Annotated in this window: 19 protein-coding genes; 9 read left to right on the forward strand and 10 right to left on the reverse strand. The window is 60.3% G+C overall.

The features are described 5' to 3' along the window. Nucleotides 1-2: 2 nt before the first annotated feature. The gene (gene polA, locus AC1DNI_RS02420; RefSeq protein WP_477690688.1) at nucleotides 3-2,954 is read right to left on the reverse strand and encodes a DNA polymerase I; all 2,952 of its coding nucleotides are present in this window, start codon (nucleotides 2,952-2,954) and stop codon (nucleotides 3-5) included. A gap of 479 nt (nucleotides 2,955-3,433) precedes the next feature. Between polA and AC1DNI_RS02425 the strand changes: the two genes are divergently transcribed. After that, nucleotides 3,434-4,822: a M20/M25/M40 family metallo-hydrolase gene (locus AC1DNI_RS02425; protein ID WP_477690689.1), complete on the forward strand. Its 1,389-nt coding sequence runs from the start codon at nucleotides 3,434-3,436 to the stop codon at nucleotides 4,820-4,822. Nucleotides 4,823-4,839: 17 nt separating this feature from the next. Next, nucleotides 4,840-5,457 (forward strand): ribonuclease D, encoded by a 618-nt coding sequence (locus AC1DNI_RS02430; RefSeq protein ID WP_477690690.1) that lies wholly within the window; start codon nucleotides 4,840-4,842, stop codon nucleotides 5,455-5,457. A gap of 24 nt (nucleotides 5,458-5,481) precedes the next feature. On the opposite strand, the gene AC1DNI_RS02435 is transcribed toward AC1DNI_RS02430, so the two are convergent. Together AC1DNI_RS02435 and AC1DNI_RS02440 are read right to left on the reverse strand one after the other, a co-directional pair. Further along, nucleotides 5,482-6,597 (reverse strand): acyltransferase family protein, encoded by a 1,116-nt coding sequence (locus AC1DNI_RS02435; RefSeq protein ID WP_477690691.1) that lies wholly within the window; start codon nucleotides 6,595-6,597, stop codon nucleotides 5,482-5,484. 345 nt (nucleotides 6,598-6,942) lie between these two features. Next, a complete protein-coding gene (locus AC1DNI_RS02440; protein ID WP_477690692.1) occupies nucleotides 6,943-7,101 on the reverse strand; it encodes a hypothetical protein in 159 nt (52 codons plus the stop codon). 180 nt (nucleotides 7,102-7,281) lie between these two features. On the opposite strand from AC1DNI_RS02440, the gene AC1DNI_RS02445 reads away from it, so the two are divergent. Beyond that, entirely contained in the window at nucleotides 7,282-9,465 is a 2,184-nt protein-coding gene (locus AC1DNI_RS02445; RefSeq protein WP_477690693.1) for a transglycosylase domain-containing protein, read from the forward strand. A gap of 45 nt (nucleotides 9,466-9,510) precedes the next feature. Here AC1DNI_RS02445 and glpK read toward each other — a convergent pair whose 3' ends face one another. Next, nucleotides 9,511-11,001, reverse strand: coding sequence for a glycerol kinase GlpK (gene glpK / locus AC1DNI_RS02450; RefSeq protein WP_477690694.1), 1,491 nt, complete (start codon nucleotides 10,999-11,001; stop codon nucleotides 9,511-9,513). 120 nt (nucleotides 11,002-11,121) lie between these two features. Here glpK and AC1DNI_RS02455 point away from each other — a divergent pair, with 120 nt between their 5' ends. Further along, on the forward strand, nucleotides 11,122-11,871 hold the full coding sequence (locus tag AC1DNI_RS02455; protein ID WP_027230644.1) for an SDR family NAD(P)-dependent oxidoreductase: 750 nt from the start codon (nucleotides 11,122-11,124) through the stop codon (nucleotides 11,869-11,871). A 132-nt stretch (nucleotides 11,872-12,003) separates the two neighbouring features. On the opposite strand, the gene xylA is transcribed toward AC1DNI_RS02455, so the two are convergent. The 3 genes from xylA to AC1DNI_RS02470 are packed head-to-tail and all read right to left on the reverse strand — an operon-like array spanning nucleotide 12,004 to nucleotide 16,032. Further along, a complete protein-coding gene (xylA, locus tag AC1DNI_RS02460; RefSeq protein WP_477690695.1) occupies nucleotides 12,004-13,314 on the reverse strand; it encodes a xylose isomerase in 1,311 nt (436 codons plus the stop codon). Next, complete coding sequence (gene xylB / locus AC1DNI_RS02465; RefSeq protein WP_477690696.1) at nucleotides 13,311-14,765, reverse strand: xylulokinase; 1,455 nt, start codon at nucleotides 14,763-14,765, stop codon at nucleotides 13,311-13,313. Before xylB ends, xylA begins: the two co-directional genes overlap by 4 nt. Before the next feature lie 22 nt (nucleotides 14,766-14,787). Beyond that, complete coding sequence (locus tag AC1DNI_RS02470; protein WP_477690697.1) at nucleotides 14,788-16,032, reverse strand: ROK family protein; 1,245 nt, start codon at nucleotides 16,030-16,032, stop codon at nucleotides 14,788-14,790. A gap of 213 nt (nucleotides 16,033-16,245) precedes the next feature. Between AC1DNI_RS02470 and xylF the strand changes: the two genes are divergently transcribed. The 5 genes from xylF to AC1DNI_RS02495 all read left to right on the forward strand — a co-directional run bounded on the left by xylF (nucleotide 16,246) and on the right by AC1DNI_RS02495 (nucleotide 20,259). Beyond that, the gene (xylF, locus tag AC1DNI_RS02475; RefSeq protein WP_027230640.1) at nucleotides 16,246-17,289 is read left to right on the forward strand and encodes a D-xylose ABC transporter substrate-binding protein; all 1,044 of its coding nucleotides are present in this window, start codon (nucleotides 16,246-16,248) and stop codon (nucleotides 17,287-17,289) included. A gap of 83 nt (nucleotides 17,290-17,372) precedes the next feature. Further along, nucleotides 17,373-18,692 carry a sugar ABC transporter permease gene (locus AC1DNI_RS02480; RefSeq protein ID WP_477690698.1) on the forward strand — a complete coding sequence of 440 codons (1,320 nt, stop codon included), beginning with the start codon at nucleotides 17,373-17,375 and terminating at the stop codon, nucleotides 18,690-18,692. 13 nt (nucleotides 18,693-18,705) lie between these two features. Next, nucleotides 18,706-19,485, forward strand: a complete 780-nt coding sequence (locus tag AC1DNI_RS02485) for an ATP-binding cassette domain-containing protein (protein ID WP_027230638.1) — start codon at nucleotides 18,706-18,708, stop codon at nucleotides 19,483-19,485. Between the two features lie 109 nt (nucleotides 19,486-19,594). Next, nucleotides 19,595-19,843, forward strand: a complete 249-nt coding sequence (locus AC1DNI_RS02490; protein WP_477690699.1) for a FitA-like ribbon-helix-helix domain-containing protein — start codon at nucleotides 19,595-19,597, stop codon at nucleotides 19,841-19,843. Then, entirely contained in the window at nucleotides 19,840-20,259 is a 420-nt protein-coding gene (locus AC1DNI_RS02495) for a PIN domain-containing protein (RefSeq protein WP_477690700.1), read from the forward strand. The genes AC1DNI_RS02490 and AC1DNI_RS02495 overlap by 4 nt, the downstream gene beginning before the upstream one ends. 44 nt (nucleotides 20,260-20,303) lie before the next feature. Here the strand turns inward: AC1DNI_RS02495 and AC1DNI_RS02500 are convergent, their stop codons facing one another. The 3 genes from AC1DNI_RS02500 to trpS form a co-directional block, all read right to left on the reverse strand. Further along, nucleotides 20,304-20,882: a NifU family protein gene (locus AC1DNI_RS02500; RefSeq protein WP_091946887.1), complete on the reverse strand. Its 579-nt coding sequence runs from the start codon at nucleotides 20,880-20,882 to the stop codon at nucleotides 20,304-20,306. A gap of 98 nt (nucleotides 20,883-20,980) precedes the next feature. Then, entirely contained in the window at nucleotides 20,981-21,469 is a 489-nt protein-coding gene (locus AC1DNI_RS02505; protein ID WP_477690701.1) for a universal stress protein, read from the reverse strand. Nucleotides 21,470-21,523: 54 nt separating this feature from the next. Further along, a complete protein-coding gene (gene trpS, locus AC1DNI_RS02510; protein WP_477690702.1) occupies nucleotides 21,524-22,603 on the reverse strand; it encodes a tryptophan--tRNA ligase in 1,080 nt (359 codons plus the stop codon). Nucleotides 22,604-22,659: the final 56 nt, after the last annotated feature.

Genomic DNA, 22,659 nt, shown 5'->3' on the forward strand with positions numbered 1-22,659 from the left:
CTCTAATGCGCTTCATCCCAATTGTGCGCCGCCCGCGCATCGACCTTGAGCGGCACGGACAGCGAGACGGCAGGCATTGCCGCGTTCTCCATCACGTCGCGGATCACCGGTATCGTCGCCTCGACCTCCGCTTCCGCGGTTTCGAAGATCAGTTCGTCGTGCACCTGCAGCAGCATCCGCGCTGAAAGCTTGGCTTCGTCAAGGGCGGATTCCATCCGCACCATGGCGCGGCGGATGATATCGGCAGCCGATCCTTGTATCGGTGCATTGATAGCGGCGCGCTCGTTGAAGGCGCGGTGCTGCGGATTCGACGAGCGGATTTCGGGATAATGCGCGCGGCGTCCGAAGATCGTCTCCACATAGCCGTATTGGCGGGCAAAGGCCTTGGTCGACTCCATATAGTCCCTGATTCCGGGAAATCGCTCGAAATAGGTGCGGATATATTGGCCGGCTTCCTCGCGCGGGATCGACAACTGGTTGGCAAGACCAAACGCGGAAATGCCGTAGATGATGCCGAAATTGATCGCCTTGGCGCGGCGGCGCACTTCCGCCGGCATGTCCTTGACCGGAACGCCGAACATTTCCGAAGCGGTCATTGCGTGGATGTCGATGCCATCCGCAAAGGCCTGGGTAAGCTGCGGAATCTCCGCAACATGTGCGAGCACGCGCAATTCGATCTGGCTGTAGTCGGCCGAAATCAGCTTGTTGCCGGGCTCTGCAATGAAGGCGGTGCGGATCTTGCGACCTTCAGCCGTCCGCACCGGAATATTCTGCAGGTTCGGCTCGGATGAGGAGAGACGGCCTGTCGATGTCGCGGCGAGCGCATAGGATGTGTGGACGCGCTTGGTGCGCGGATGGATATAACCGGGGAGGGCGTCCGTATAGGTCGATTTGAGTTTCGTCAGCTGGCGCCAATCGACGATCTTGCGGGGGAGTTCGTGGCCTTCTGCAGCCAGTTCCTCGAGCAATTGCGCCGTTGTCGACCATTGGCCGGTCTTGGTCTTGGTTCCGCCTGGAAGGCCCATCTTGCCGAAGAGGATATCGCCCATCTGCTTGGGCGAGCCGATATTGATCCGCTCGCCTGCGAGCTTGTAGATATCGTCCTCGATCGCTGCGGCCGTCTGGGCAAAATCGCCGGAGAGGCGGGAAAGGATTTGCCGGTCGACCGAAATGCCGCGCTCTTCCATGCGTGCAAGCACGGGAATGAGCGGCCGCTCCAGACGTTCGTAGACCGAAGCGATGCTGTCGGCCGCAAGGCGCGGCTTCAAAAGACGCCATAGCCTTAAGGTGACATCGGCATCCTCGCCTGCATATTCGGCGGCGCGCTCGATAGGCACCTTGTCGAATGTAACCGATGACTTACCAGAGCCGATCAACTCCTTGTATGCCATGGGCTTGTGACCGAGCCAGCGATCGCACAGCGCATCCATCGAATGGCTGCCCTCGCCGGCGTCGAGCACGTAGGAAATAAGCATCGTGTCGTCGAGCGGGTGAAGGTCGATGCCATGGCGATGCATTATCAGCCATTCATACTTCATCCCATGCGCGATCTTCAGAACAGAACGGTCTTCGAGGAGTGGCTTCAGCCTGGCAAACACCTCCTGCTCGGGTATCTGCCGCTCGACCAGTCCGCCGCCAAGAAGATCGCCGTCGCCTGATTTATGGTTGATCGGTATATAGGCAGCACGGCCCGGACGTGTGGCCAATGAAATGCCCACGACATCGGCCTGCATGGGATCAGGTGAATTCGTTTCCGTATCGAAGGCGATGATGCCGGAGGTCATGGCCTCGTCGATCCAGACCTGCAAGGTGGCGACATCGCGGATGGTAACATAGGCGCTCCTGTCGAAGCGCGCCGCAAGCGCCTCGTCGGTGCGCGACTTGACCAGGTCAGCCGGCGTTGCCGTGAAATTCTCCGTACCCGACCGCGCCGTGGGCGATGCCGCCGACGGCGACTTGATCTCCACAGGCTCGAAATCTCCAGCCTCGACGTCGAGATCCGGGCCATGGGCTTCGGCAACCGCTTCGATTTTCAATTGAGCGGGGGCAATCGCGCTGGCGTCTACGCCGGTCGCTTCCGCGGCGCGGCGCGTCAGCGCGTTGAATTCCATCGCCTTGAGGAAAGCGATGAGTTTCTTTCCGTCCTGCGGCTCGAGGCCGAATTCCTCGATCCCGACCTCGACGGGCGTGTCCTTTTTCAGCGTGACGAGCTGGCGCGAAATGCGCGCCTGCTCGGCGTGCTCGATGATGTTTTCGCGGCGCTTCTGCTGCTTGATGTCCCCAGCGCGCGCCAAAAGCGTATCGAGATCGCCGAACTCTTCCAGCAGTTGCGCGGCCGTCTTTGGCCCAATGCCGGGTATGCCCGGCACATTGTCGGTCGAATCGCCGGTCAGCGCCTGGAGGTCGATCATTTTCTCCGGTGGCACGCCCCACTTTTCGATGACGTCCGGGATGCCGATCTGCTTGTCCTTCATGCTGTCATACATGGACACGTTCGGCGTCACGAGTTGCATCAGATCCTTGTCCGAGGAAATGATGGTGACTTCGGCGCCGGCTTCCTCGGCCATGCGCGCATAGGTGGCGATGAGGTCATCGGCCTCGTAGCCGTTCATTTCGATGCAGGGCAGGTTGAAGGCCTTGGTCGCCTGGCGGATGAGACCGAATTGCGGAATGAGGTCCTCCGGCGGCGCCGAACGATTGGCCTTGTATTCCGGATAAATCTCCTTGCGGAAGGTGTCCGAGGAATAGTCGAAGATGACGGCAAAATGTGTCGGGGTATCGCGCACCGACGTGTCGCGCGCCTCGCGCAACAGCTTCCACAACATGTTGCAGAAGCCCGCTACCGCGCCAACGGGAAGGCCGTCGGATTTGCGCGTCAGGGGAGGGAGAGCATGATAGGCCCGGAAGATGTAGCCGGAGCCGTCGACGAGGAAGAGATGATCACCTTTTTTCATGGGCGATAGGATTAAATGATGATCCTCGAAAATGGAATGACATGGCGATTTCTTTCAACGAAAGATCCGGAGGCACCTGACGCATCCTGACAGGAGTGCGGTTCTTCCCACAGCCAGCAAGGGCATCCAGCGGGGCCTGAGGCGGCTCACCAGACCATCACGCGTTTGTTACAAAGATGTAATCTTCCGTGCCCTTGAATTGCCACGGTTTGCCTCCCAAATTCAGGGTGTCGACGTTAGATCGATGTCCGGATTTAAGGCTCGTCCCCCGCCTGACCCCGGACTGCGGGCCAACCTCATCCCCCTCTCCAGGGTTGACCGCAAATGAGTGTAGTGATCTGGTCGCCTGTGGTCCCCCCGCCACGGCGACCATTTCTTTTTGGCCTTCTGGATGGCCAGTTTTTTCTGCCCCTCCTGATAAAATGCGCTAATAAGAGCTCCCTCTACGAGTCCCGGTCCACAGATAATCAGGAAATGCCATGCCAGCTCTCGAACCCGTCTTGAACGCACTTGATAACAATCTCGACAACAGCCTGGAGCGGCTTTTCGACCTGTTGCGGATCAAGTCGATCTCTACGGATCCGGCCTACAAGGATGAATGCCGCAAGGCGGCGGAGTGGCTCGTCGCCGACCTCAAATCCATAGGCTTTGACGCGAGCGTGCGCGATACGCCGGGGCACCCGATGGTCGTCGCGCATCACGATGGTCCAGACGCTGATGCGCCCCACGTGCTGTTTTACGGCCACTACGATGTGCAGCCCGTCGATCCGTTGGAGCTTTGGGAAAACGATCCCTTTGACCCGGCGATCAAGGATGCCGGCAATGGCCGCAAGATACTGACGGGCCGCGGCACGTCCGACGACAAGGGCCAGTTGATGACCTTCGTCGAGGCATGCCGCGCTTACAAGCAAGTGCACGGCCAACTGCCGGTAAGGGTGTCGATCCTCTTCGAAGGCGAGGAAGAATCCGGCTCGCCTTCGCTGAAGCCGTTCCTGACGGCCCACAAGGATGAGCTCAAGGCGGATTTCGCGCTGGTCTGCGACACCGGCATGTGGAACGTGGAAACGCCGGCCATCTCAGTTGGGCTGCGCGGCCTCGTCGGCGAAAACATCACCGTCAAGGCGGCTGATCGTGATCTCCACTCCGGCATGTTCGGCGGCGTCGCCGCCAATCCGATTCACATTCTTGCGAAGGCTCTCGCCGATCTGCACGATGAGAACGGCGCGGTGACTGTCCCCGGCTTTTATGACGGCGTCGAAGAAACACCGACGCAGATCCTGCAGATGTGGAAAGGTCTTGGCACCACGCCGGAAAACTTCCTCGGACCGGTCGGTCTTTCGATCCCTTCCGGCGAAAAGGGCCGCTCGGTCCTCGAACTCGTATGGGCGCGCCCGACGGCCGAAATCAACGGCATTACCGGTGGCTATACCGGTGCCGGCTTCAAGACCGTGATTGCGGCGGAAGCGTCGGCGAAGGTGTCGTTCCGCCTCGTTCACAAGCAGGATCCGGCGAAGATCCGCGAGGCCTTCCGCGCTTTTGTCCGCGAGCGGATTCCCGCTGACTGCAAGGTGGAGTTCCACGAACATGGCGGCTCGCCGGCGATCCAGCTTGCCTATGAATCACCGCTTTTGACCAAGGCGAAGAATGCGTTGAGCGACGAATGGCCGAAGCCGGCTGTGCTCATCGCCATGGGGGGATCCATCCCGATCGTCGGCGATTTCCAGCGCATGCTGGGCATGGATTCCCTGCTCGTTGGCTACGGCCTGGAGGATGACCGAATTCACTCCCCCAACGAAAAATACGAACTCACCTCGTTCCACAAGGGACAGAGGTCCTGGGCGCGCATCCTCGATGCGCTGGCCCGCTAATTGAAAGAGACAGGCCGATGACAATTCGCTTCCACCGCAACGACCTTCCCGATCTCAGCCGCTACCAGGTCGATGCGGTTGGCATAGATACGGAGACGCTGGGCCTCAATCCGCATCGCGACCGCCTGTGTGTCGTGCAGATATCACCCGGGGACGGGTCGGCCGACGTCATCCAGATCGACCGGGACCAGAAGACGGCGCCGAATCTTGTCAAGATTCTGGGCGACGATGCCATTACCAAGATTTTCCACTACGGACGGTTTGATCTTGCGGTGTTGTTCCACACCTTCGGCGTGATGCCAAAACCCGTATACTGCACCAAGATCGCATCGCGGCTGTCGCGCACCTATACGGATCGGCACGGCCTCAAGGACCTGTGCAGCGAACTGCTCGAGGTCAACCTGTCAAAACAGCAGCAATCGTCCGATTGGGCGGCGCCGGATTTGTCGCAGGCCCAATTGGAATATGCTGCGTCCGATGTTCTTTACCTGCATCGGTTGCGCACCATCCTGCAGCAGCGTCTCGTGCGCGACGGGCGGGCGGAAGAGGCGGCGGCCTGCTTCGAATTCCTGCCGACCCGCGCCAAGCTCGACCTCATGGGTTGGGATGAGCAGGATATTTTCGCCCACAGCTGAATAAAAGCTGTTCGCAGCTTTTACCTATTCGGCCGAAGCCATCGCCTCACGTGGGGCGGGGGCGCGGTCGATATGGGCCCATTGCGGCCGCTTGAACAGGAATTGCCCGTAGCCAGTCCACTGGATCAATCCATAGAGGATGACCGGGCCGATCACGCCGCAAATCACGGTGAGGAGCGAAATCGTGCCGATATCGGTGATGATGTCAAGCTTCAACAGGATCGTGCGGGCAAGCGCCATCGGCAGGAAGAAGGCGAGGTAAACGACGATCGAGTGCGCGCCGAGCCAGCGTAGCGGTTTGACCAGCCAGGCTTGCGAAGCGCCCAATCTGGCGAGCAGTGCCGAAACCGATACGATGGCAAGCGCTCCGGCAAAGCCGGCGGCGAGCGAGATTATCGGCACGCTGCTCCAGCCGCCAAGGCCGCCGGACGTATAGGATTCTTCCGGGATCCACGCTGCGAACGGTTGCGTTGCCGGGTGAAAGACGAGCCAGCCATTGACGAGCGCCCAGACGCCGAGCACGCCGAGCGCCGTTGCCGGACGCTCCCGCAGCCAGGCAGCAAGATGGAAGATGACAGGCGCGAAGGCGTAGCCTGCAAAGAAATAGACGTAGCGGCTGCAGAATTCATCGATGACCAGCCATCCGGTGTGAATCGGCAGCGTCTCCAGAGCGGCGGCAATGATAAGCACGACCCAGACATTCACGTGTCTGATAAGGCGCGTCACGACGAAGAATAATGGCAGCAGATAGATGAACCACAAGGTTCCAAATGGCTGGATGAAGGACAGGAGATACGCGGAGATCGCGCCGTCGCCGCCGCTTTCCGCAACGATACCCGGCGCCTTGAACAGGAACTGGATCGTCAGCCAGAGCACGTAGAAATAGGCAAAATGCACGATTTTGCGGTCGGCATAGCGCAACCACGGGCGATCGATGACAAGGCCGAGGAAAAGACCGGAGATCATGAAAAAGTCCGGCATGCGGAAGGGCTGGGCAAAGGCGACAACCGCATGCATCCAGCCGCGCGCGCCCGCCTCGTTCTCGACGCCGAGCACCGAATGCATCATCACAACGAAGATTATGCAGATGCCCTTGGCAATATCGACCCAATCGACGCGCGTCTTTTTAACAGTATTCATGAATGTTCTTCCCGAGCCAACTGGCACCTACATATAGGAAAAAACAAAAATCGAAATAAAATTCAGGTGATGAGCAGAAGCTGATTGCAAACAAGCCCCAAAAACAAAAGAGCCGGGCTAAGAGCCCGGCGAATTGTGAACGCTAATGCGTCCAGAGGGGAACACGCAACGAGCGAAAAATGGGAGGAGAACCACTCGTTACGCAAGAATTAAAATAGAACCGGGCCCAAATCTTTTCAAGGGCCGCAAGATAATATTTTACGCGTGGCATTATTTGGAAATCGCGAAGAGGGTCTGCGGGGCTTTGATCCCAAGTCATAAGCTCTCTCTAGAGCGCCCTCGGCGCTATTGCGGCAGGTCCTTGCACACGCCATGCCCGCGCAGCTGGCAACCGCCAAGACGGTATTGCGCTTCCGCGTCGGGCCTGGGGTTCAGCCGTTCGATAGCCCCGCCGCCACAGCCGCTCAACAGGATGCCAAGTGCGGCCAGAATGAAAAGACGCATGTGTATGCTCCGAGTGATGCTTTCCCGACCGTAACGATCGCCCACAGCATTCTCAACCACCCCGTGGCTGCGATTTTCCCACATCACGCACAATTTAACCGCACCTTAAATCGCCGCATTTACCCTGCAACGGGTCGCGGGATCATTCTTCGAACGCATACGGGGCGAGACTACTCATTCATGGCACGCGGCACGGGCAAGCAACGTATCGAACCGCGCTTTGGTTCGGATCGCCGTTCGGGCGACGATTTGCGCGCAGATCCGGAGGACAGGCCAGTGGCAAAACGCAAGACGACGCGCAAGCCCGCCGCATCCAGGCGGCGCAAGACGCGTCGTAGCGGAGGTGGCGGCGGCTTCATCGGCCTCCTGCGCCGTATGGTCTACTGGTCGATGGTTCTTTGCCTGTGGGGCGGTATCAGCCTTGCCGGCACTGTCATCTATTTTGCCGCGAAGATGCCGCAGACGACGACCTGGGCCATCCCGGATCGTCCGCCAAACGTGAAAATCGTTTCGGTTGAGGGCGATCTCATTGCCAATCGCGGCGCTTCCGGCGGCGAGGCCATCAGCCTGCACGATATGTCGCCCTATATTCCCGAGGCCGTCGTCGCCATCGAGGACCGGCGGTTCTATTCGCATTTCGGCGTCGATCCGATCGGGTTTGCCCGCGCGATGGCAACCAATCTGATTTCCGGACGGCTTGTGCAGGGCGGCTCGACCATTACCCAGCAGCTTGCCAAGAACCTGTTCCTGACGCCCGACCGGACCATCGAGCGCAAGGTACAGGAAGTGCTGCTCGCGCTGTGGCTGGAGCGCAAATACACCAAGGATCAAATCCTCGAAATGTATTTGAACCGGGTCTATCTGGGCTCGGGTTCCTATGGCGTCGCGGCCGCGTCCCGGCGCTATTTCAACAAATCCGCCAAGGAGGTGACGCTGCAGGAGGCGGCGCTCATCGCCGGGCTCCTCAAGGCGCCGTCACGCCTTTCGCCGGCGCGTGACCCGAAAGCCGCCCGCGAGCGGTCGCAACTCGTGCTCGCGGCCATGCGCGAACAGGGCATGATCGGCGACAAGGAGCTCAATTTTGCCATGAAGCAGCCGGCCACCCGGGCCGCCTCCTATTGGAGCGGCTCGGAGCAATATGTCGCTGATCGCGTCATGGAGGAATTGCCGGGCCTGATCGGCGACGTGCGCAGCGATGTCATTGTCGATACGACGGTCGATCTCGGGTTGCAGAAGCTCGGCGAAGCGTCGATACGCGACCTCATCAGCAAGAACGGCGAAAAGCTCAATGTTTCGCAGGGCGCGATGGTGTCGATCGACGGCACCGGCGCCGTGCGTGCGCTGATCGGCGGCTATGACTACGCCAACAGCCAGTTCGACCGCGCCAGCGAGGCCAAGCGGCAGCCGGGCTCGGCCTTCAAGCCCTTCGTTTACCTCTCCGCCCTGGAGCAGGGATTCACACCGGAATCGGTGCGCAACGACGCGCCAATCCGCATCGGCAACTGGACCCCAGGCAACTTCAACGGCAAGTATTTCGGCAAGGTGACGCTTGCGGAAGCCCTGGCGCGCTCGCTGAACTCGGTATCGGCGCAGCTTGTCATGGAAGTTGGACCGAGCACGGTTGTGTCGACGGCGCATCGGCTCGGCATTGAATCGAACCTTACCGCCAATGCATCGCTCGCGCTCGGCACGTCCGAAGTGACCCTCCTCGAACTCACCGATTCCTTCGTGCCCTTTGCCAATGGCGGCTACAAGGCGCCGATCCACATCATCCGCCGCGTGACGACCAACGAGGGCAAGGTGCTCTACGAGTTCAAGCGTCCGCAGCCGTCTCGCGTTATCGAGGAGCGCAATGTCGGCATGATGAATGCCATGCTGCGCCAGACCGTTGACAGCGGAACCGCCACCAAGGCGAAGTTCGGCTGGCCGGCGGCGGGCAAGACCGGCACAAGCCAGAATTTTCGCGATGCCTGGTTCATCGGCTATACGTCAAACCTGACCACCGGCGTATGGTTCGGCAATGATGACGGCAAGCCGACCAAGAAGATCACCGGCGGTTCGCTGCCCGCCATCGCTTGGAAAGATTTCATGGTCGCCGCGCATAAGGGCGTGCCGGTGGCGCAGCTTCCCGGCGATTATCAGCTGCATCAGCAGGTCATCGAGGGCAATGACGTTCTTCCCGGATCAGGCGACAGCGTTCCCGCTGCCGAGGGCGTGCCGTCGGCCCAGCTCGATCCGGCAGGCCAGATGCCGCCAGCCGACCTTGGCGATCAGACTGGATCGACCCATCCCGTGCCGCCCGGCAGTGTCAGTGGCGGCAAGGGGCGCAAGACAACCCTGTTCGATCTGATCATGGGCAATTGATCGATGTTTTGCGCGGTTTTGCATCGCGCAAGCATCAATGACTGGTTACTGGCTCAAGGTCCGCTTGACGGCTGTTTTCCAGCCGGCGATCTTCGCCTTGCGGGTCTTCTCGTCCATCTTCGGCGTGAACTGCGTCTCGCGTTCCCAGGTCTTGGCGAAATCGCGCCGGTTGGGCCAGATGCCTGCTTTCGACCCTGCGAGCCATGCGGCTCCAAGCGCTGTTGTTTCGAGGATTACCGGCCGGTCCACGGGCGCATCCAGGATGTCGGCAAGTCTCTGCATGGTCCAGTCCGAAGCGACCATGCCGCCATCGACGCGCAGCACCGTCTTCTTGTCCGATGCCTTCCAGTCCTTGCGCATGGCGTCGAGGAGATCGCGCGTCTGGTACGCGACGGATTCAAGCGCCGCGCGGGCAAACTCGGCCGGGCCGCTGTTGCGGGTGAGGCCATAGATCGCGCCGCGCGCTTCCGCGTCCCAATGCGGTGCGCCGAGCCCGACGAAGGCCGGCACGAGATAGACGTCCTGGCTCGGATCGGCCTGATCGGCTAGTTTGCCGGTCTCCGGCGCCGAGCCGATGATCTTGAGGCCGTCACGCAACCACTGGACGGCCGCGCCGGCAATGAAGATCGAGCCTTCGAGCGCATAGGTGGTCTTGCCGTTGAGGCGGTAGGCGATCGTCGTCAACAGCCGGTTCTTCGAAAGGACCATATCGCTTCCGGTGTTGAGCAGGGCAAAGCAGCCGGTTCCGAAGGTCGATTTGAACATGCCGGGTTCGAAACAGGCCTGGCCAATGGTCGCCGCGTGCTGATCGCCGGCAACGCCGAGTATCGGAATCGCCGCGCCGAGCAGCGAGGCTTCGGCAGCGCCGTAATTGGCGGCGCAGTCCTTCACCTCCGGGAGCATCGCGCGCGGAATGCGCAGAATATCAAGAAGCTCGTCATCCCACGCATTGCTCGCGATATTGAAGAGCAGCGTGCGCGACGCATTGGTGGCGTCGGTCGCGTGCACCTTGCCGCCGGTCAAGCGCCAGATGAGGAAACTGTCGATGGTGCCGAACAACAGCTCGCCATTGGCCGCGCGCTTGCGGGCACCGGGTACCTTGTCGAGCAGCCAGGCGAGCTTGGTGCCGGAAAAATAGGGGTCGAGCAGCAGCCCGGTCTTGCGCGTGAACGTCTTCTCCAGCCCTTGCTTCTTCAGCTTCTGGCACAATGACGCCGTCCGGCGGTCCTGCCAGACGATGGCGTTATGGATCGGTTTGCCGGTCGTCCGATCCCAGACGATAACTGTCTCGCGCTGGTTGGTTATGCCGATGGCGGCGACATCGCCGGCCTGAATCCGGGCATTTTCGATGGCGACTTCGCATGTGCTGAGCACCGACTGCCAGATTTCGTCGGGATCATGCTCGACCCAGCCCGACTGCGGGTAGATTTGGGTGAATTCCTGCTGGCTTTTACCGACCACGTGGCGATTGTGATCGAAGACGATGGCGCGACTCGAAGTCGTGCCCTGGTCGATGGCCAAAACATATCCGTTCATGCTTCCCCCCTGATTTGGCGCCAAGATATTTGCTTGGTTGGGCCAGATCAATCGCTGCGACATGATAAGCCTCGAATTTAGGCTGACATTGCTCTAAGGCTGATGCAACGGAGTATCGCCATGTCCAATGATGAGCCACGCAAGGTCCTTGTCCTTACCGGAGCAAGCCGCGGTATCGGCCACGCTACTGTCAAGCGCTTTTCGCGCGCCGGCTGGCGCGTGATCACTTGCTCGCGCCAGGATTTTTCCGAAAACTGCCCTTGGCCTGCGGGTCCTGACGACCATATCAAGGTCGATCTTGCCGATCCTGCCGACGTCGATCACGCTGTCGCGGAGATCCGCAGCCGCCTCGCGGCCGAGGGCGGCAGGCTTAACGCACTCGTCAACAATGCCGGCATATCGCCGAAGAATAGTGCCGGCGACCGGCTCGATTCGATCGTTACGCCGATGCAGACGTGGATGACGGTGTTCCAGGTCAATTTCTTCGCGCCGATCATGCTCGCGCGCGGCCTGTTCAATGAACTCGAGGCTGCCCAAGGTTCAGTGGTCAACGTCACGTCGATTGCTGGCAGCCGCGTCCATCCGTTTGCCGGTACGGCCTATGCCACGTCGAAGGCCGCGCTTGCTTCGCTGACTCGCGAAATGGCTTCGGATTTCGGGCCTCACGGCATAAGGGTCAATGCGATCGCGCCGGGCGAGATCGACACGGCGATCCTGTCACCGGGGACGGATAAGCTCGTCGAGCAACTGCCATTGCGCCGGCTCGGCAAGACCGCCGAGGTCGCCGAGACGATCTATTTCCTCTGCACCGAATCCTCTTCCTATGTGACCGGCTCAGAGATTCATATCAACGGCGGCCAGCACGTTTAGTGCAGGTACGATGGGGCGGGGGAAAGTTTCATCCCACCCCGGACCTCCGTCCGACCCTCCCCACAAGGGGGAGGGAAGGGAGCGGGCACCGCAGTGTTGTCGGCGACCAACCGTACCGAAGGCTTCGAACGGTCAAACGTAGCGGTTGACGATATTTTCCAGATATTCCTGACGGCCGGAGCGCGGCTGCGGCTGGATGTTCTTGTCCTCGACCCGTTTGGCGATCGCGTCGAGCGATTCCTTGCCCGAGAGCATCGCCTTAGCCTCGGGCGTCGACCATCCGGCATAGCGATCGTCGACGAAGCTCGTCAGCGCCTTGTCCTCGATCATCTTTGCCGCTGCCTTGAGGCCGCGCGCGCAGGTATCCATGCCGCCAATATGGGCGATCAGAAGATCCTGCGGGTCTATCGACTGGCGGCGCAGCTTGGCGTCGAAATTCGTGCCGCCTGTGGTGAAGCCGCCGGCCTTCAGCACCTCGTAGTAGGCGAGCGCGATTTCCGGAACATTGTTCGGGAACTGGTCCGTGTCCCAGCCCGACTGGTAGTCGTTGCGGTTCATGTCGATGGAGCCGAATATGCCGAGCGCCGCCGCTGTCGCCAGCTCATGTTCGAACGAATGGCCGGCAAGGATGGCATGGCCCTGTTCGAGGTTGACCTTCACTTCGTTCTCCAGGCCGAAACGCTTCAGGAAGCCGTAGACCGTCGCCGCATCGTAATCGTACTGGTGCTTGGTGGGTTCCTGTGGCTTGGGTTCAATGAGGATCGTGCCCTTGAAGCCGATCTTGTGCTTGTACTCGACGACGAGGCTCAGGAACCGGCCCATCTGGTCGAGTTCACGCTTCATGTCGGTGTTGAGCAGGGTCTCATAGCCCTCGCGTCCGCCCCATAGCACGTAATTTTCACCGCCAAGCTTCTGCGTCACGTCGATACAGCTTTTGACGGTGGCTGCCGCATAGGCAAAGACATCCGGATCGGGGTTCGTGGCTGCGCCCGACATATAGCGGCGGTTGGAGAAGAGGTTGGCCGTGCCCCAGAGCAATTTGGTGCCGGTCTTTTCCATCTTGCCGGCGAAATAGTCGGCGATCTCGTGCAGGCGGCTGTTGCTCTCGCTGATGGTGTCGCCTTCGGGACGCACGTCGGCATCATGGAAGCAGAAATAGGGCGCGCCGAGGATGGAGAACATTTCGAAGGCAACGTCGGCCTTAAGTTTGGCGCCTTCCATGGTGTCGTTGAACCAGGGGCGTTCGAAGGTCTGGCCGCCGAAAGGATCGCCGCCTGGCCAGACGAAGGAGTGCCAGTAGGCGACGGCGAAGCGAAGATGGTCCTCGAGGCGCTTGCCAAGGACCTTCTCGTCGGGATTGTAAAAGCGGTAGGCGAGCGGATTGTTGCTGTCCGGCCCCTCATATTTGACTGGCTTGATATCTCCGAAAAACCCGCTGCTCATGATTGAACTCCCTTTAGTGCTGGATAGAGGTTGTGATAGCGATTGTAGGCCGCGTCGAAGGCCCCGATCAGGTTCGCGTCCGGTTCGATGGTCGTGTCCGTTGCCGGCGCGACGCAGATGGCATGCGGGTCCGCGCCTTCGGCAGCGATAAGCCCGAGGCGAGCAGCACCAAAGGCCGCGCCGAAATCCCCATCCGCCGGTACGTCGACCGGTATGTTGAGCGCGGTGGCAATGGCTTTAAGCCAGTAGGTGGAGCGTGATCCGCCGCCGACAGCCGTGACGCGCTCAAGCCTGGTGCCGGCGGCGGCCAGGGCATGAAGGCAGTCGCGGAAGGCGAAAGCGACACCTTCGAGCACGGCCTGCGTCAGAACTGCCCGGTCGCTCGCATGTTCGAGCCCCTGGAACGACCCGCGGATCGCTGAATCGTTGAGCGGGGTGCGTTCGCCTGAGAGATAGGGCAGGAACGTCACGCCCGATGGAGTGCGCAGATCTGCTCCAAGTTCGTCCGTGAGTTCGGCGGCTTTGCGGGAAACGATTCCGGCATACCAGTTCAGGGCGTCGGTCGCCGAAAGAATAACGCCCATCTGGTGCCATGTGTCCGGCAGCGCATGGCAGAATGTGTGCACGGCGCTTTCGGGATTGGGCAGATAGGCACGATTGGCGGCAAAGAGCACCCCGGAAGTCCCGAGCGAAACGAAGGCATGGCCTTCTCCGACAGTGCCCATGCCGCAGGCCGATGCCGCATTGTCCCCGGCTCCGCCTGCTACCACCACCTTGTCGCCCATGCCCCAGCGCGCCGCAACATCGGGCTTCAGGATGCCGGACACCTCGGTTCCCTCGACCAGCGAGGGCATGTAGCTTTCATCGAGGCCGGTTGCGGCAAGCAGTTCCGGCGACCACGCGCGCTTGCCGACATCGAGCCAGGACGTGCCGGCCGCGTCGGACATTTCGGACACATGTTCGCCCGTCAGCCAGAAACGCAAATAGTCCTTCGGCAACAGAACGCGCTGCAGCCGCGCAAAAATATCGGGCTCGTTGTTGCGAACCCAGGCGATCTTCGGGGCGGTGAAACCGGGGAAGACGATGTTGCCGCTGAGGCTACGGAATTTCGGGTTGGCGTCGAGCTCGGCCGCTTCCGCGTGGCTGCGGGTGTCGTTCCAAAGGATGCAGGGCCGAAGCACCTGATCGCCGGCATCGAGCAGTGTGGCGCCGTGCATCTGTCCGGAGAGCCCAATGCCCTTGACGGCAGAGAGTTCGCGGCCATGGTTCGCCTTGAGGGCGGCAACAGCGTCTTCCGTCGCCCGGATCCAGCGCGAAGGATCCTGTTCCGACCAGCCTGAATGCGGGCGCGAAACGTCGAGATGTCCCGTGCCGGAGCCGACGATCTTTTGGTTCTCGTCGATCAGAAGTGCTTTGACACCGGATGTGCCGAGGTCGAGCCCGAGATACATGCTGCCTTCCTTCCTTGGGGTGTTAGAGGGCGTGCTTCAATTGAGGTTCTTTGAGGTCGCCCGGCGCGAAGATTTGCGTGTCGAGGTGCAGCAAGGACGTCATCAGGCAGCCCTGTACGATAAGCGGATGTTCGTCCGGATAACAGCGTATGCTGAGATCCTGCGTCGCGCCCCAGCCGGAAGTGCCGGAAATGACGCCGCGCAATTCCTCTTCCATGAGATCGAACACGCCGGCCCCGGGTCCAACCAATGCCACCGGCACGGGATCAATCAATGAAAACAAGCTGCGAAGGCCTGCGCCGATCGCCTGGCCGGCCTTGCGGAAGGCGGCACCCTCATCGCCGCCACCGGTACGGGCCCGGACGGCGGCGGCCGCGAACGTCGAGGGATCTATATCCTGCGGCGGCGGGGTGGATTCATTCTCGCCCGATATCGTCCGCAGTATGGCATAGTCGCTGGCATAGGCCTCGATGCAGCCCCGCCGGCCGCATCGGCACAGCGCGCCTTTAGGGATGTGCAACATGTGCCCGAACTCTGCGGCCGAAGAGTGCGCCCCGACGAAGGGCTTGCCCTTGAGATAGAGGCCCATGCCGATGCCATGCGACAGCAGGATTGCTGCGAAATTCTCCGTGTAGTGTTCTGGATCGGTCCAGCGCAACGCTTCAGCTATCATGTTGCAATCATTGGCGACCGAAACATCCACGCCATAACGCTGCGACAGGACCTTGCCGAAGGCGATGTTCGTGTCCGGCGTGATCGGCGACCACAGCATGGTGGCGCCCGTGGCGTCGGTAACGCCCTGGACCCCCATGGAAATGTGCATCAACGGGCCGGTCCCTGAAGGGCGTGTATCGATGAGGCTGTCCAGCATGGCGATGATCGATTGAAACAGCGCGTCCGCCGACATTTCAAGGGTCGGCACCCGCTCCGAAATTTCAGCGACGACCTGGCCCTTGTAATCGTAGAGAACCGCATGGACGAGGTTAAGCGCGAGCTCCACGGTCACCACGCTCGCAACGTCGGGGTTGAGCACCAAGGCAATTTGCGGGCGCCCGCGCCGGTTGGATCCGAGGTCGCCCTCGCGCGCTTCGATGATAATGCCCTCGGAAATCAGCGAGGTCGTGATGGCGGAAACAGTCGAGGGGCTGAGCCCGGTCTGGGCCACGATATCGGTGCGCGACAGGAGGCCGTGACGGCGCAAAGCCATCAGCGCAAGTCTACGATTCTGGCGCCTGACATCGTCGGGACGCGCGATCTCATCGATCAACAAACTCCACTCCTCCCCATAACCCACTTTTTGTGCAATGCAAAAATGTTGTTGCGTTGCAATGGGTTATGCCTATCAAAATCCATGTTGACATGGAAATGCTTTTAAGTCACTATTTTTTTCGAGCCTCGAAATAAAAGGGGTTTAGACGCGGGTCGGAGGTGTAGGCCCTCGTTCATCAGTCATCGTGCTGTGTGCACTGGGAGGATTACCATGAAGAAATATGCAACCGCTCTCGCGGGCGCTGCTGTCCTTGCTGTCTCTTTCGCGGGGCCTGTTCTGGCCAAAGACAAGATCGTCGGTGTGTCCTGGTCGAATTTCCAGGAAGAGCGTTGGAAGACCGACGAGGCAGCGATCAAGAAGGCGCTCGAGGCAAATGGCGACAAGTACATTTCCGCCGACGCGCAATCCTCTGCCGCCAAGCAGCTCACCGATGTCGAGAGCCTGATCTCGCAGGGCGCCAACGCGCTGATCATCCTTGCACAGGATTCGAGCGCCATCGGCCCGGCCGTCGAAAAGGCGGTTGCCGAAGGTATTCCGGTCGTCGGCTATGACCGTCTCATCGAGAACAAGGATGCCTTCTACATCACCTTCGACAACAAGGAAGTCGGCCGCATGCAGGCGCGCGGCGTCTTCGCCGTCAAGCCGGAAGGCAACTACGTCTTCATCAAGGGTTCTTCGGCTGACCCGAATGCCGATTTCCTCTTTTCCGGCGCGCAGGAAGTGCTGAAGGAAGCGATCGACAGCGGCAAGATCAAGAATGTCGGCGAAGCCTATACCGACGGCTGGCTGCCGGCCAATGCCCAGAAGAACATGGAGCAGTTCCTGACCGCCAACGACAACAAGGTCGACGCAGTCGTTGCGGCAAATGATGGTACCGCAGGGGGCGCCATTGCCGCTCTCCAGGCGCAGGGCCTTGCTGGCACCGTTCCGGTTTCCGGGCAGGATGCCGACTTTGCCGCGCTTAACCGTGTTGCCCTTGGCACCCAGACGGTAACGATCTGGAAGGACTCCCGCGAACTCGGCAAGCAGGCTGCCGGCATCGCTTCGGCTCTTGCCGACGGGAAGAAGATGGAAGAGATCCCGAACGTTCAGAAGTTTGCCGGCGGCGCCAACAAGGTCGAGGTCAGCGCCGTGTTCCTGACGCCCGTTCCGGTCACCAAGGATAATCTCGGCGTCGTCATTGATGCCGGCTGGGTGACGAAGGACGTCGTCTGCCAGGGCGTGAAGGCTGGCTCGGTACCGGCCTGCAACTAACACCTTCAAGTCTGATAGAATTGAGCGCCGCTGGTCCACTGGATCGGCGGCGTTCTAAAAGAAAATAAAACTGGGAGATTAACATGAGTGATCCGGCCATCAGTCTTGACCGGGCTCGCGCTTCCGAACTCGGTCTCGTTGCCAGGTTCTTCAAGGCGACCGAGCTCGATACCCGCCTCCTCGGCATGATCGGAGCGCTCGTCATCATCTGGCTTGCCTTCCAGTTTTTAACCGGCGGCCTCGTCAACGGCCAGTTCCTGACACCACGCAATCTGTGGAACCTCTCGGTCCAGACCTCTTCCATCGCCGTCATGGCGACCGGCATGGTCCTTATCATCGTCACACGCAATATCGATCTTTCCGTCGGCTCGGTGCTTGGGTTTGTCGGTATGGTGATGGGCGTGACGCAGGCCGAAATCCTGCCGAAACTGATCGGCTTCGAACAGCCGTTCACCTGGGTTATTGCACTCGGGCTCGGTATTGTCGTCGGCGCGCTCATCGGCGGCTTTCAGGGTTTCGTCATCGCCTTCCTCGGCGTTCCGGCCTTCATCGTTACACTTGGCGGCTTGCTCGTCTGGCGCGGTGCTGCCTGGTGGGTCACGTCAGGTCGCACGGTGGCACCGATGGATTCGACCTTCCGCCTCATGGGCGGCGGGCCGGAAGGGTCGATCGGGGCGACCTGGAGCTGGGTTGTCGGCATTGTCGCCTGCCTTGCCATTGTCGGCATGATCGTCAACGGCCGGCGGCAGCGCAAGCGTTTCAACTTTCCCCGCCGTCCGGTCTGGGCCGAGGCCTTCATGGCGGCGATCGCCTGTTTTCTCGTCCTCGGCGCAGTTTCGATCGCCAATCATTACTATTGGCCGATCGGTATCGTCCGCAAATATGCCGAGGCCAGCAACATCACCATTCCGGATGGCGGCCTGTTCATCCCGCATGGCATCGCCATCCCCGTGCTGATCGCGGTCGCAACGGGCATCATCATGACCTTCGTGACGACGCGCACGCGTTTCGGCCGCTACGTTTTCGCCATGGGCGGCAACCCGGAAGCCGCTGATCTTGCCGGCATCAACACGCGCTGGGTGACGATGAAAATCTTCATCATCATGGGCATTCTGTGCGCCATCGCCGGCGCGATATCGACCGCCCGCCTCAACGCTGCCACCAATGCGCAAGGCACGCTCGATGAATTGATGACGATCGCAGCCGCTGTCATCGGCGGAACCTCGCTCGCCGGCGGCGTCGGCACCATTGCCGGCGCGATGATCGGCGCGCTGCTGATGCAGTCGCTGAATTCGGGCATGGTCATGCTCGGTCTCGAAACGCCGCTGCAGAATATCGTTGTCGGCATCGTGCTTGTCGTTGCCGTCTGGCTCGACACGATCTATCGCCGCCGTACCGCTTGAGGGAGATTAAAACATGACCGATGCACAAACCCCTCTCGTCGATATCGAAAACGTCTCGATCGCCTTTGGCGGCATACGCGCCGTAGATGGCGCCTCGGTCGACCTGTATCCGGGCGAAGTCGTGGCACTGCTTGGCCACAATGGCGCCGGCAAGTCGACGCTGATCAAGGTGCTCTCCGGCGCCTACAAGCGCGACAGTGGCACAATCCGCGTCAATGGCGAGGAGGCAACGATCAACAATCCGCGCGATGCCAAGGCCTATGGCATCGAGACGATCTACCAGACGCTTGCCCTTGCCGACAACGTCGATACGGCTGCCAATCTCTATCTTGGCCGCGAGTTGATGACGCCGTGGGGAACGCTCGACGATGTTGCAATGGAGCACAGCGCCCGCGAAGTGATGGGCCGGCTCAATCCGCGGTTCCAACGCTTCAAGGACCCGGTCAAGGCGCTTTCAGGCGGCCAGCGCCAATCGGTGGCGATTGCCCGCGCCATCCTCTTCAATGCCCGCATTCTCATCATGGATGAGCCGACGGCGGCCCTGGGGCCGCAGGAGACGGCGCAAGTCGGGGAACTCATCAAGCAGCTCAAGAGCGAAGGTATCGGCATTTTCCTGATCAGCCACGATATTCACGACGTGTTCCACCTCGCCGATCGTGTGGCGGTGATGAAGAATGGTCAGGTCGTCGGCACGGCGAAGGTCACCGACGTGACCGAGGATGAAGTCCTCGGCATGATCATTCTCGGCAAATGCCCACCCGGGGCAATTCCAGGGCCTGGCGCGGTGAACTAGCTCAAGCCCCGCGTGTAAAGCCAATGACACCCTGTCTCCCACGCAAATGCAATCATTGATTGATTTGCAATCAATGATTAATATGGCATGAGAGGTGATGGAGGCAGACGTGGCGAGCATGACGATCAGAAACCTCGATGAGAAGTTGAAATCTCGTCTCCGCATTCGCGCTGCCCAGCATGGGAAATCCATGGAAGATGAGGCGCGTGATATATTGCGCGCGGCCCTCGCACAGGAAAGCAATCCTTCGAAAAATCTCGCGGAGATTATCGCTGAACGCTTCAAAGGGCTCGGCGGGGTGGATTTGCCTGTTGTTCCCCGTGAGGGCGTGCGAAAGCCTATCGACTTCAGCGAATGATTATCCTCGATACGAATGTCGTTTCGGAGTTGATGAAGGCTGAACCTGACGAGCAGGTAATTGCCTGGCTCGGCCAACAGCCCGTCGCTTCCCTCTTTACGACGACCATCACACAGGCCGAAATCTTTTACGGGCTCTCGCTCTTGCCCGAGGGCAGGAGGAAGCAGGCGCTTTTGGAAGCGGCCAACCTTATGTTTATCGAAGACCTGGCCGACCGGATTTTGTCGTTCGATGCGTCTGCGGCGATGTCGTATTCCGACATTCTTGGTGAACGTCGCCGTGTGGGTAAGACCATGTCCCAATTTGACGCACAAATTGCGGCCATCGCGCAGTCGCGAGGAGCGAAGCTTGCGACAAGGAACGTCAAAGATTTCATTGATTCCGGCATCGACACCGTCGATCCGGGGCGCCGATAAAAAGGCCGCTCGAGGCGGCCTTTTTTACATTAAAGCGTGGAAGCTCAGACGGATTCGACGTGCTGGACTTCCGGTACGAAATGCTTAAGCAGGTTCTGGATGCCGTGCTTCAGGGTCGCCGTCGATGAGGGGCAGCCGGAGCATGCACCGCGCATATTGAGGAAAACCGTGCCGTTCTCATAGCCGCGGAAGGTGATATCGCCGCCGTCCTGCGCAACTGCCGGGCGCACCCGCGTCTCAAGCAGTTCCTTGATGGTATCGACGATTTCGGCGTCCGCGCTGTCGAAAAACTCGTCTTCGGAATCGCGTTCAGCATCGTCGGCAACCTGCGTGGCGCTCGTCATGATCGGTGCACCGGACATGAAATGCTCCATGATGGCGCCGAGGATGGCCGGCTTCAGGTGTTGCCATTCCGGACCGTCGCTCTTGGTGACGGTGACGAAGTCATAGCCGAAGAAGACCCCGGATACGCCGGGGATTGCAAAGATCTTGCCGGCAAGCGGAGAAGCTGCGCCCGCGCTTTGGGCATCGCGGAAATCGGCCGTCCCCTGGTCCAGAACCACCTTCCCAGGCAGGAACTTGAGGGTCGCCGGATTGGGCGTTGCTTCGGTCTGGATAAACATGACGGATCTCGCGTGTCTAGTTTAGAATTGTTCAAAGGCGATATAGGCCTTAAAACTCAACTGTTCAAGTCAGGATTGTATCACGTTTCGCGGCGGGATCACGTAATCGCGTCGATATCCTCGTCGGAGAGATTGTATGGGACAACCGTGACAGGAATGGGGAAGGATTCGCGTCCCGCCAGCGACTGAACGAGGGGCCCCGGGCCTTCCTTGCCCGAGCCTGCCGCAAGGACGAGGATGGCAATGTCCTGGTCTTCCTCGATCAGCTTCTGGATCTCTTCCGATGTGAGCCCTTCGCGCACGACGAGTTCGGATTCGATACCGATCGTCCCGCGCACAGTGGCAGCGAACTTGCTCAGCGTCGCGCTTGCCCGCTCCTGCGCTTCCGCCCGCATGATCTGCTCGACGCCGAGAAAAGCCTGGAAATCGGCCGTGTCGATGACGAAAAGGAGGAGCAGCACGCCGCCTGTCGTCTTGGCGCGGCGCGAGGCATAGGCTACCGCCCGCTCGCATTCGGGCGTCTCGTCGATAACGGCTAGAAATTTGCGGCGATGGCCCGCTTCCCGGCTGAGACGTCTCGATACCATGTGCCCGTTCCTGCCCTAACCGATGTGATCGTCCACCCCTTGCAGCACTCGGTCCTAGTCCTGCAGGAAGCCGATAATATCACGCACATTGCGCAGCGTCTTCTCGGCGAGAACGGCTGCCCGCTCGCCGCCGTCCTTCAAGACGGAGTCGACATAGCTCGGATCGGCCGAAATACGCCGCATCTCCGCGGCGATCGGCGCGAGACGCTCGACTGCGAGGTCGGCAAGTGCCGGCTTGAACACGGAAAATTGCTGGCCGCCGAAATCGCCGATTACCTTTTCCTTGTCCGCATCGATCAAGGCCGCATAGATGCCGACGAGGTTGTCCGCTTCCGGGCGGTCCTTGAGACCCTCGACATCGGACGGCAGCGGTTCGGCGTCGGTCTTGGCTTTGCGGATCTTCTTCGAGATCGTATCGGCATCGTCGATGAGATTGATGCGGGACAGATCCGAGGGATCGGATTTGGACATTTTCTTGGTGCCATCGCGCAGGCTCATGACGCGCGCAGCCGGCCCGCCGATGACAGGTTCCGTCAGCGGGAAGAAGCTGGCTATGGTCTCGTCGCCCGATTGCGTCTCGACGCCGAGACCGAGTTCGGCGATGCGGCCGGAGAAATCCGTATTGAATTTCTGCGCAATGTCGCGCGTGAGTTCGAGATGCTGCTTCTGATCTTCGCCCACCGGCACATGGGTAGCGCGATAGGCGAGGATGTCGGCCGCCATCAGGTTCGGATAAGTGAAGAGCCCGACGGACGCGTTTTCGCGGTCCTTGCCGGCCTTGTCCTTGAACTGGGTCATCCGGTTGAGCCACCCCATGCGGGCAATACAATTGAACACCCAGGCGAGCTCGGCGTGCTGGCGCACGCGGCTCTGGTTGAAGACGATGTGCTTCTTCGGGTCGATACCTGAAGCCAGAAACGCCGCTGTCACCTCGCGCGTGTTGCGCATCAGCTCGGCCGGGCCGCCCCACACGGACATGGCCTGCGTGATGGCATGCTGGTCGACCACGCAATAGATGCAGTTATAGTCTTCCTGCAGAGCGATCCAGCGCCGGATAGCCCCAAGATAATTGCCGAGATGCAGGTTGCCGGTTGGCTGGACACCGGAAAAGACGAGCTGTTCAAACGTGCTCATTAATCGTCCTTGATCGTTCGGGGATCGGGCTTGCAGGCGCCGATGGCAGTGAAGCG

It is taken from the genome of Phyllobacterium sp. 01N428, assembly GCF_056399405.1.

Bases quoted from the DNA above. Each gene is read 5' to 3' on its own strand.
- polA (WP_477690688.1), bottom strand. From the start codon at position 2,954: ATGAAAAAAGGTGATCATCTCTTCCTCGTCGACGGCTCCGGCTACATC.
- AC1DNI_RS02425 (WP_477690689.1), top strand. From the start codon at position 3,434: ATGCCAGCTCTCGAACCCGTCTTGAACGCACTTGATAACAATCTCGAC.
- AC1DNI_RS02430 (WP_477690690.1), top strand. From the start codon at position 4,840: ATGACAATTCGCTTCCACCGCAACGACCTTCCCGATCTCAGCCGCTAC.
- AC1DNI_RS02435 (WP_477690691.1), bottom strand. From the start codon at position 6,597: ATGAATACTGTTAAAAAGACGCGCGTCGATTGGGTCGATATTGCCAAG.
- AC1DNI_RS02440 (WP_477690692.1), bottom strand. From the start codon at position 7,101: ATGCGTCTTTTCATTCTGGCCGCACTTGGCATCCTGTTGAGCGGCTGT.
- AC1DNI_RS02445 (WP_477690693.1), top strand. From the start codon at position 7,282: ATGGCACGCGGCACGGGCAAGCAACGTATCGAACCGCGCTTTGGTTCG.
- glpK (WP_477690694.1), bottom strand. From the start codon at position 11,001: ATGAACGGATATGTTTTGGCCATCGACCAGGGCACGACTTCGAGTCGC.
- AC1DNI_RS02455 (WP_027230644.1), top strand. From the start codon at position 11,122: ATGTCCAATGATGAGCCACGCAAGGTCCTTGTCCTTACCGGAGCAAGC.
- xylA (WP_477690695.1), bottom strand. From the start codon at position 13,314: ATGAGCAGCGGGTTTTTCGGAGATATCAAGCCAGTCAAATATGAGGGG.
- xylB (WP_477690696.1), bottom strand. From the start codon at position 14,765: ATGTATCTCGGGCTCGACCTCGGCACATCCGGTGTCAAAGCACTTCTG.
- xylF (WP_027230640.1), top strand. From the start codon at position 16,246: ATGAAGAAATATGCAACCGCTCTCGCGGGCGCTGCTGTCCTTGCTGTC.
- AC1DNI_RS02480 (WP_477690698.1), top strand. From the start codon at position 17,373: ATGAGTGATCCGGCCATCAGTCTTGACCGGGCTCGCGCTTCCGAACTC.
- AC1DNI_RS02485 (WP_027230638.1), top strand. From the start codon at position 18,706: ATGACCGATGCACAAACCCCTCTCGTCGATATCGAAAACGTCTCGATC.
- AC1DNI_RS02495 (WP_477690700.1), top strand. From the start codon at position 19,840: ATGATTATCCTCGATACGAATGTCGTTTCGGAGTTGATGAAGGCTGAA.
- AC1DNI_RS02500 (WP_091946887.1), bottom strand. From the start codon at position 20,882: ATGTTTATCCAGACCGAAGCAACGCCCAATCCGGCGACCCTCAAGTTC.
- AC1DNI_RS02505 (WP_477690701.1), bottom strand. From the start codon at position 21,469: ATGGTATCGAGACGTCTCAGCCGGGAAGCGGGCCATCGCCGCAAATTT.
- trpS (WP_477690702.1), bottom strand. From the start codon at position 22,603: ATGAGCACGTTTGAACAGCTCGTCTTTTCCGGTGTCCAGCCAACCGGC.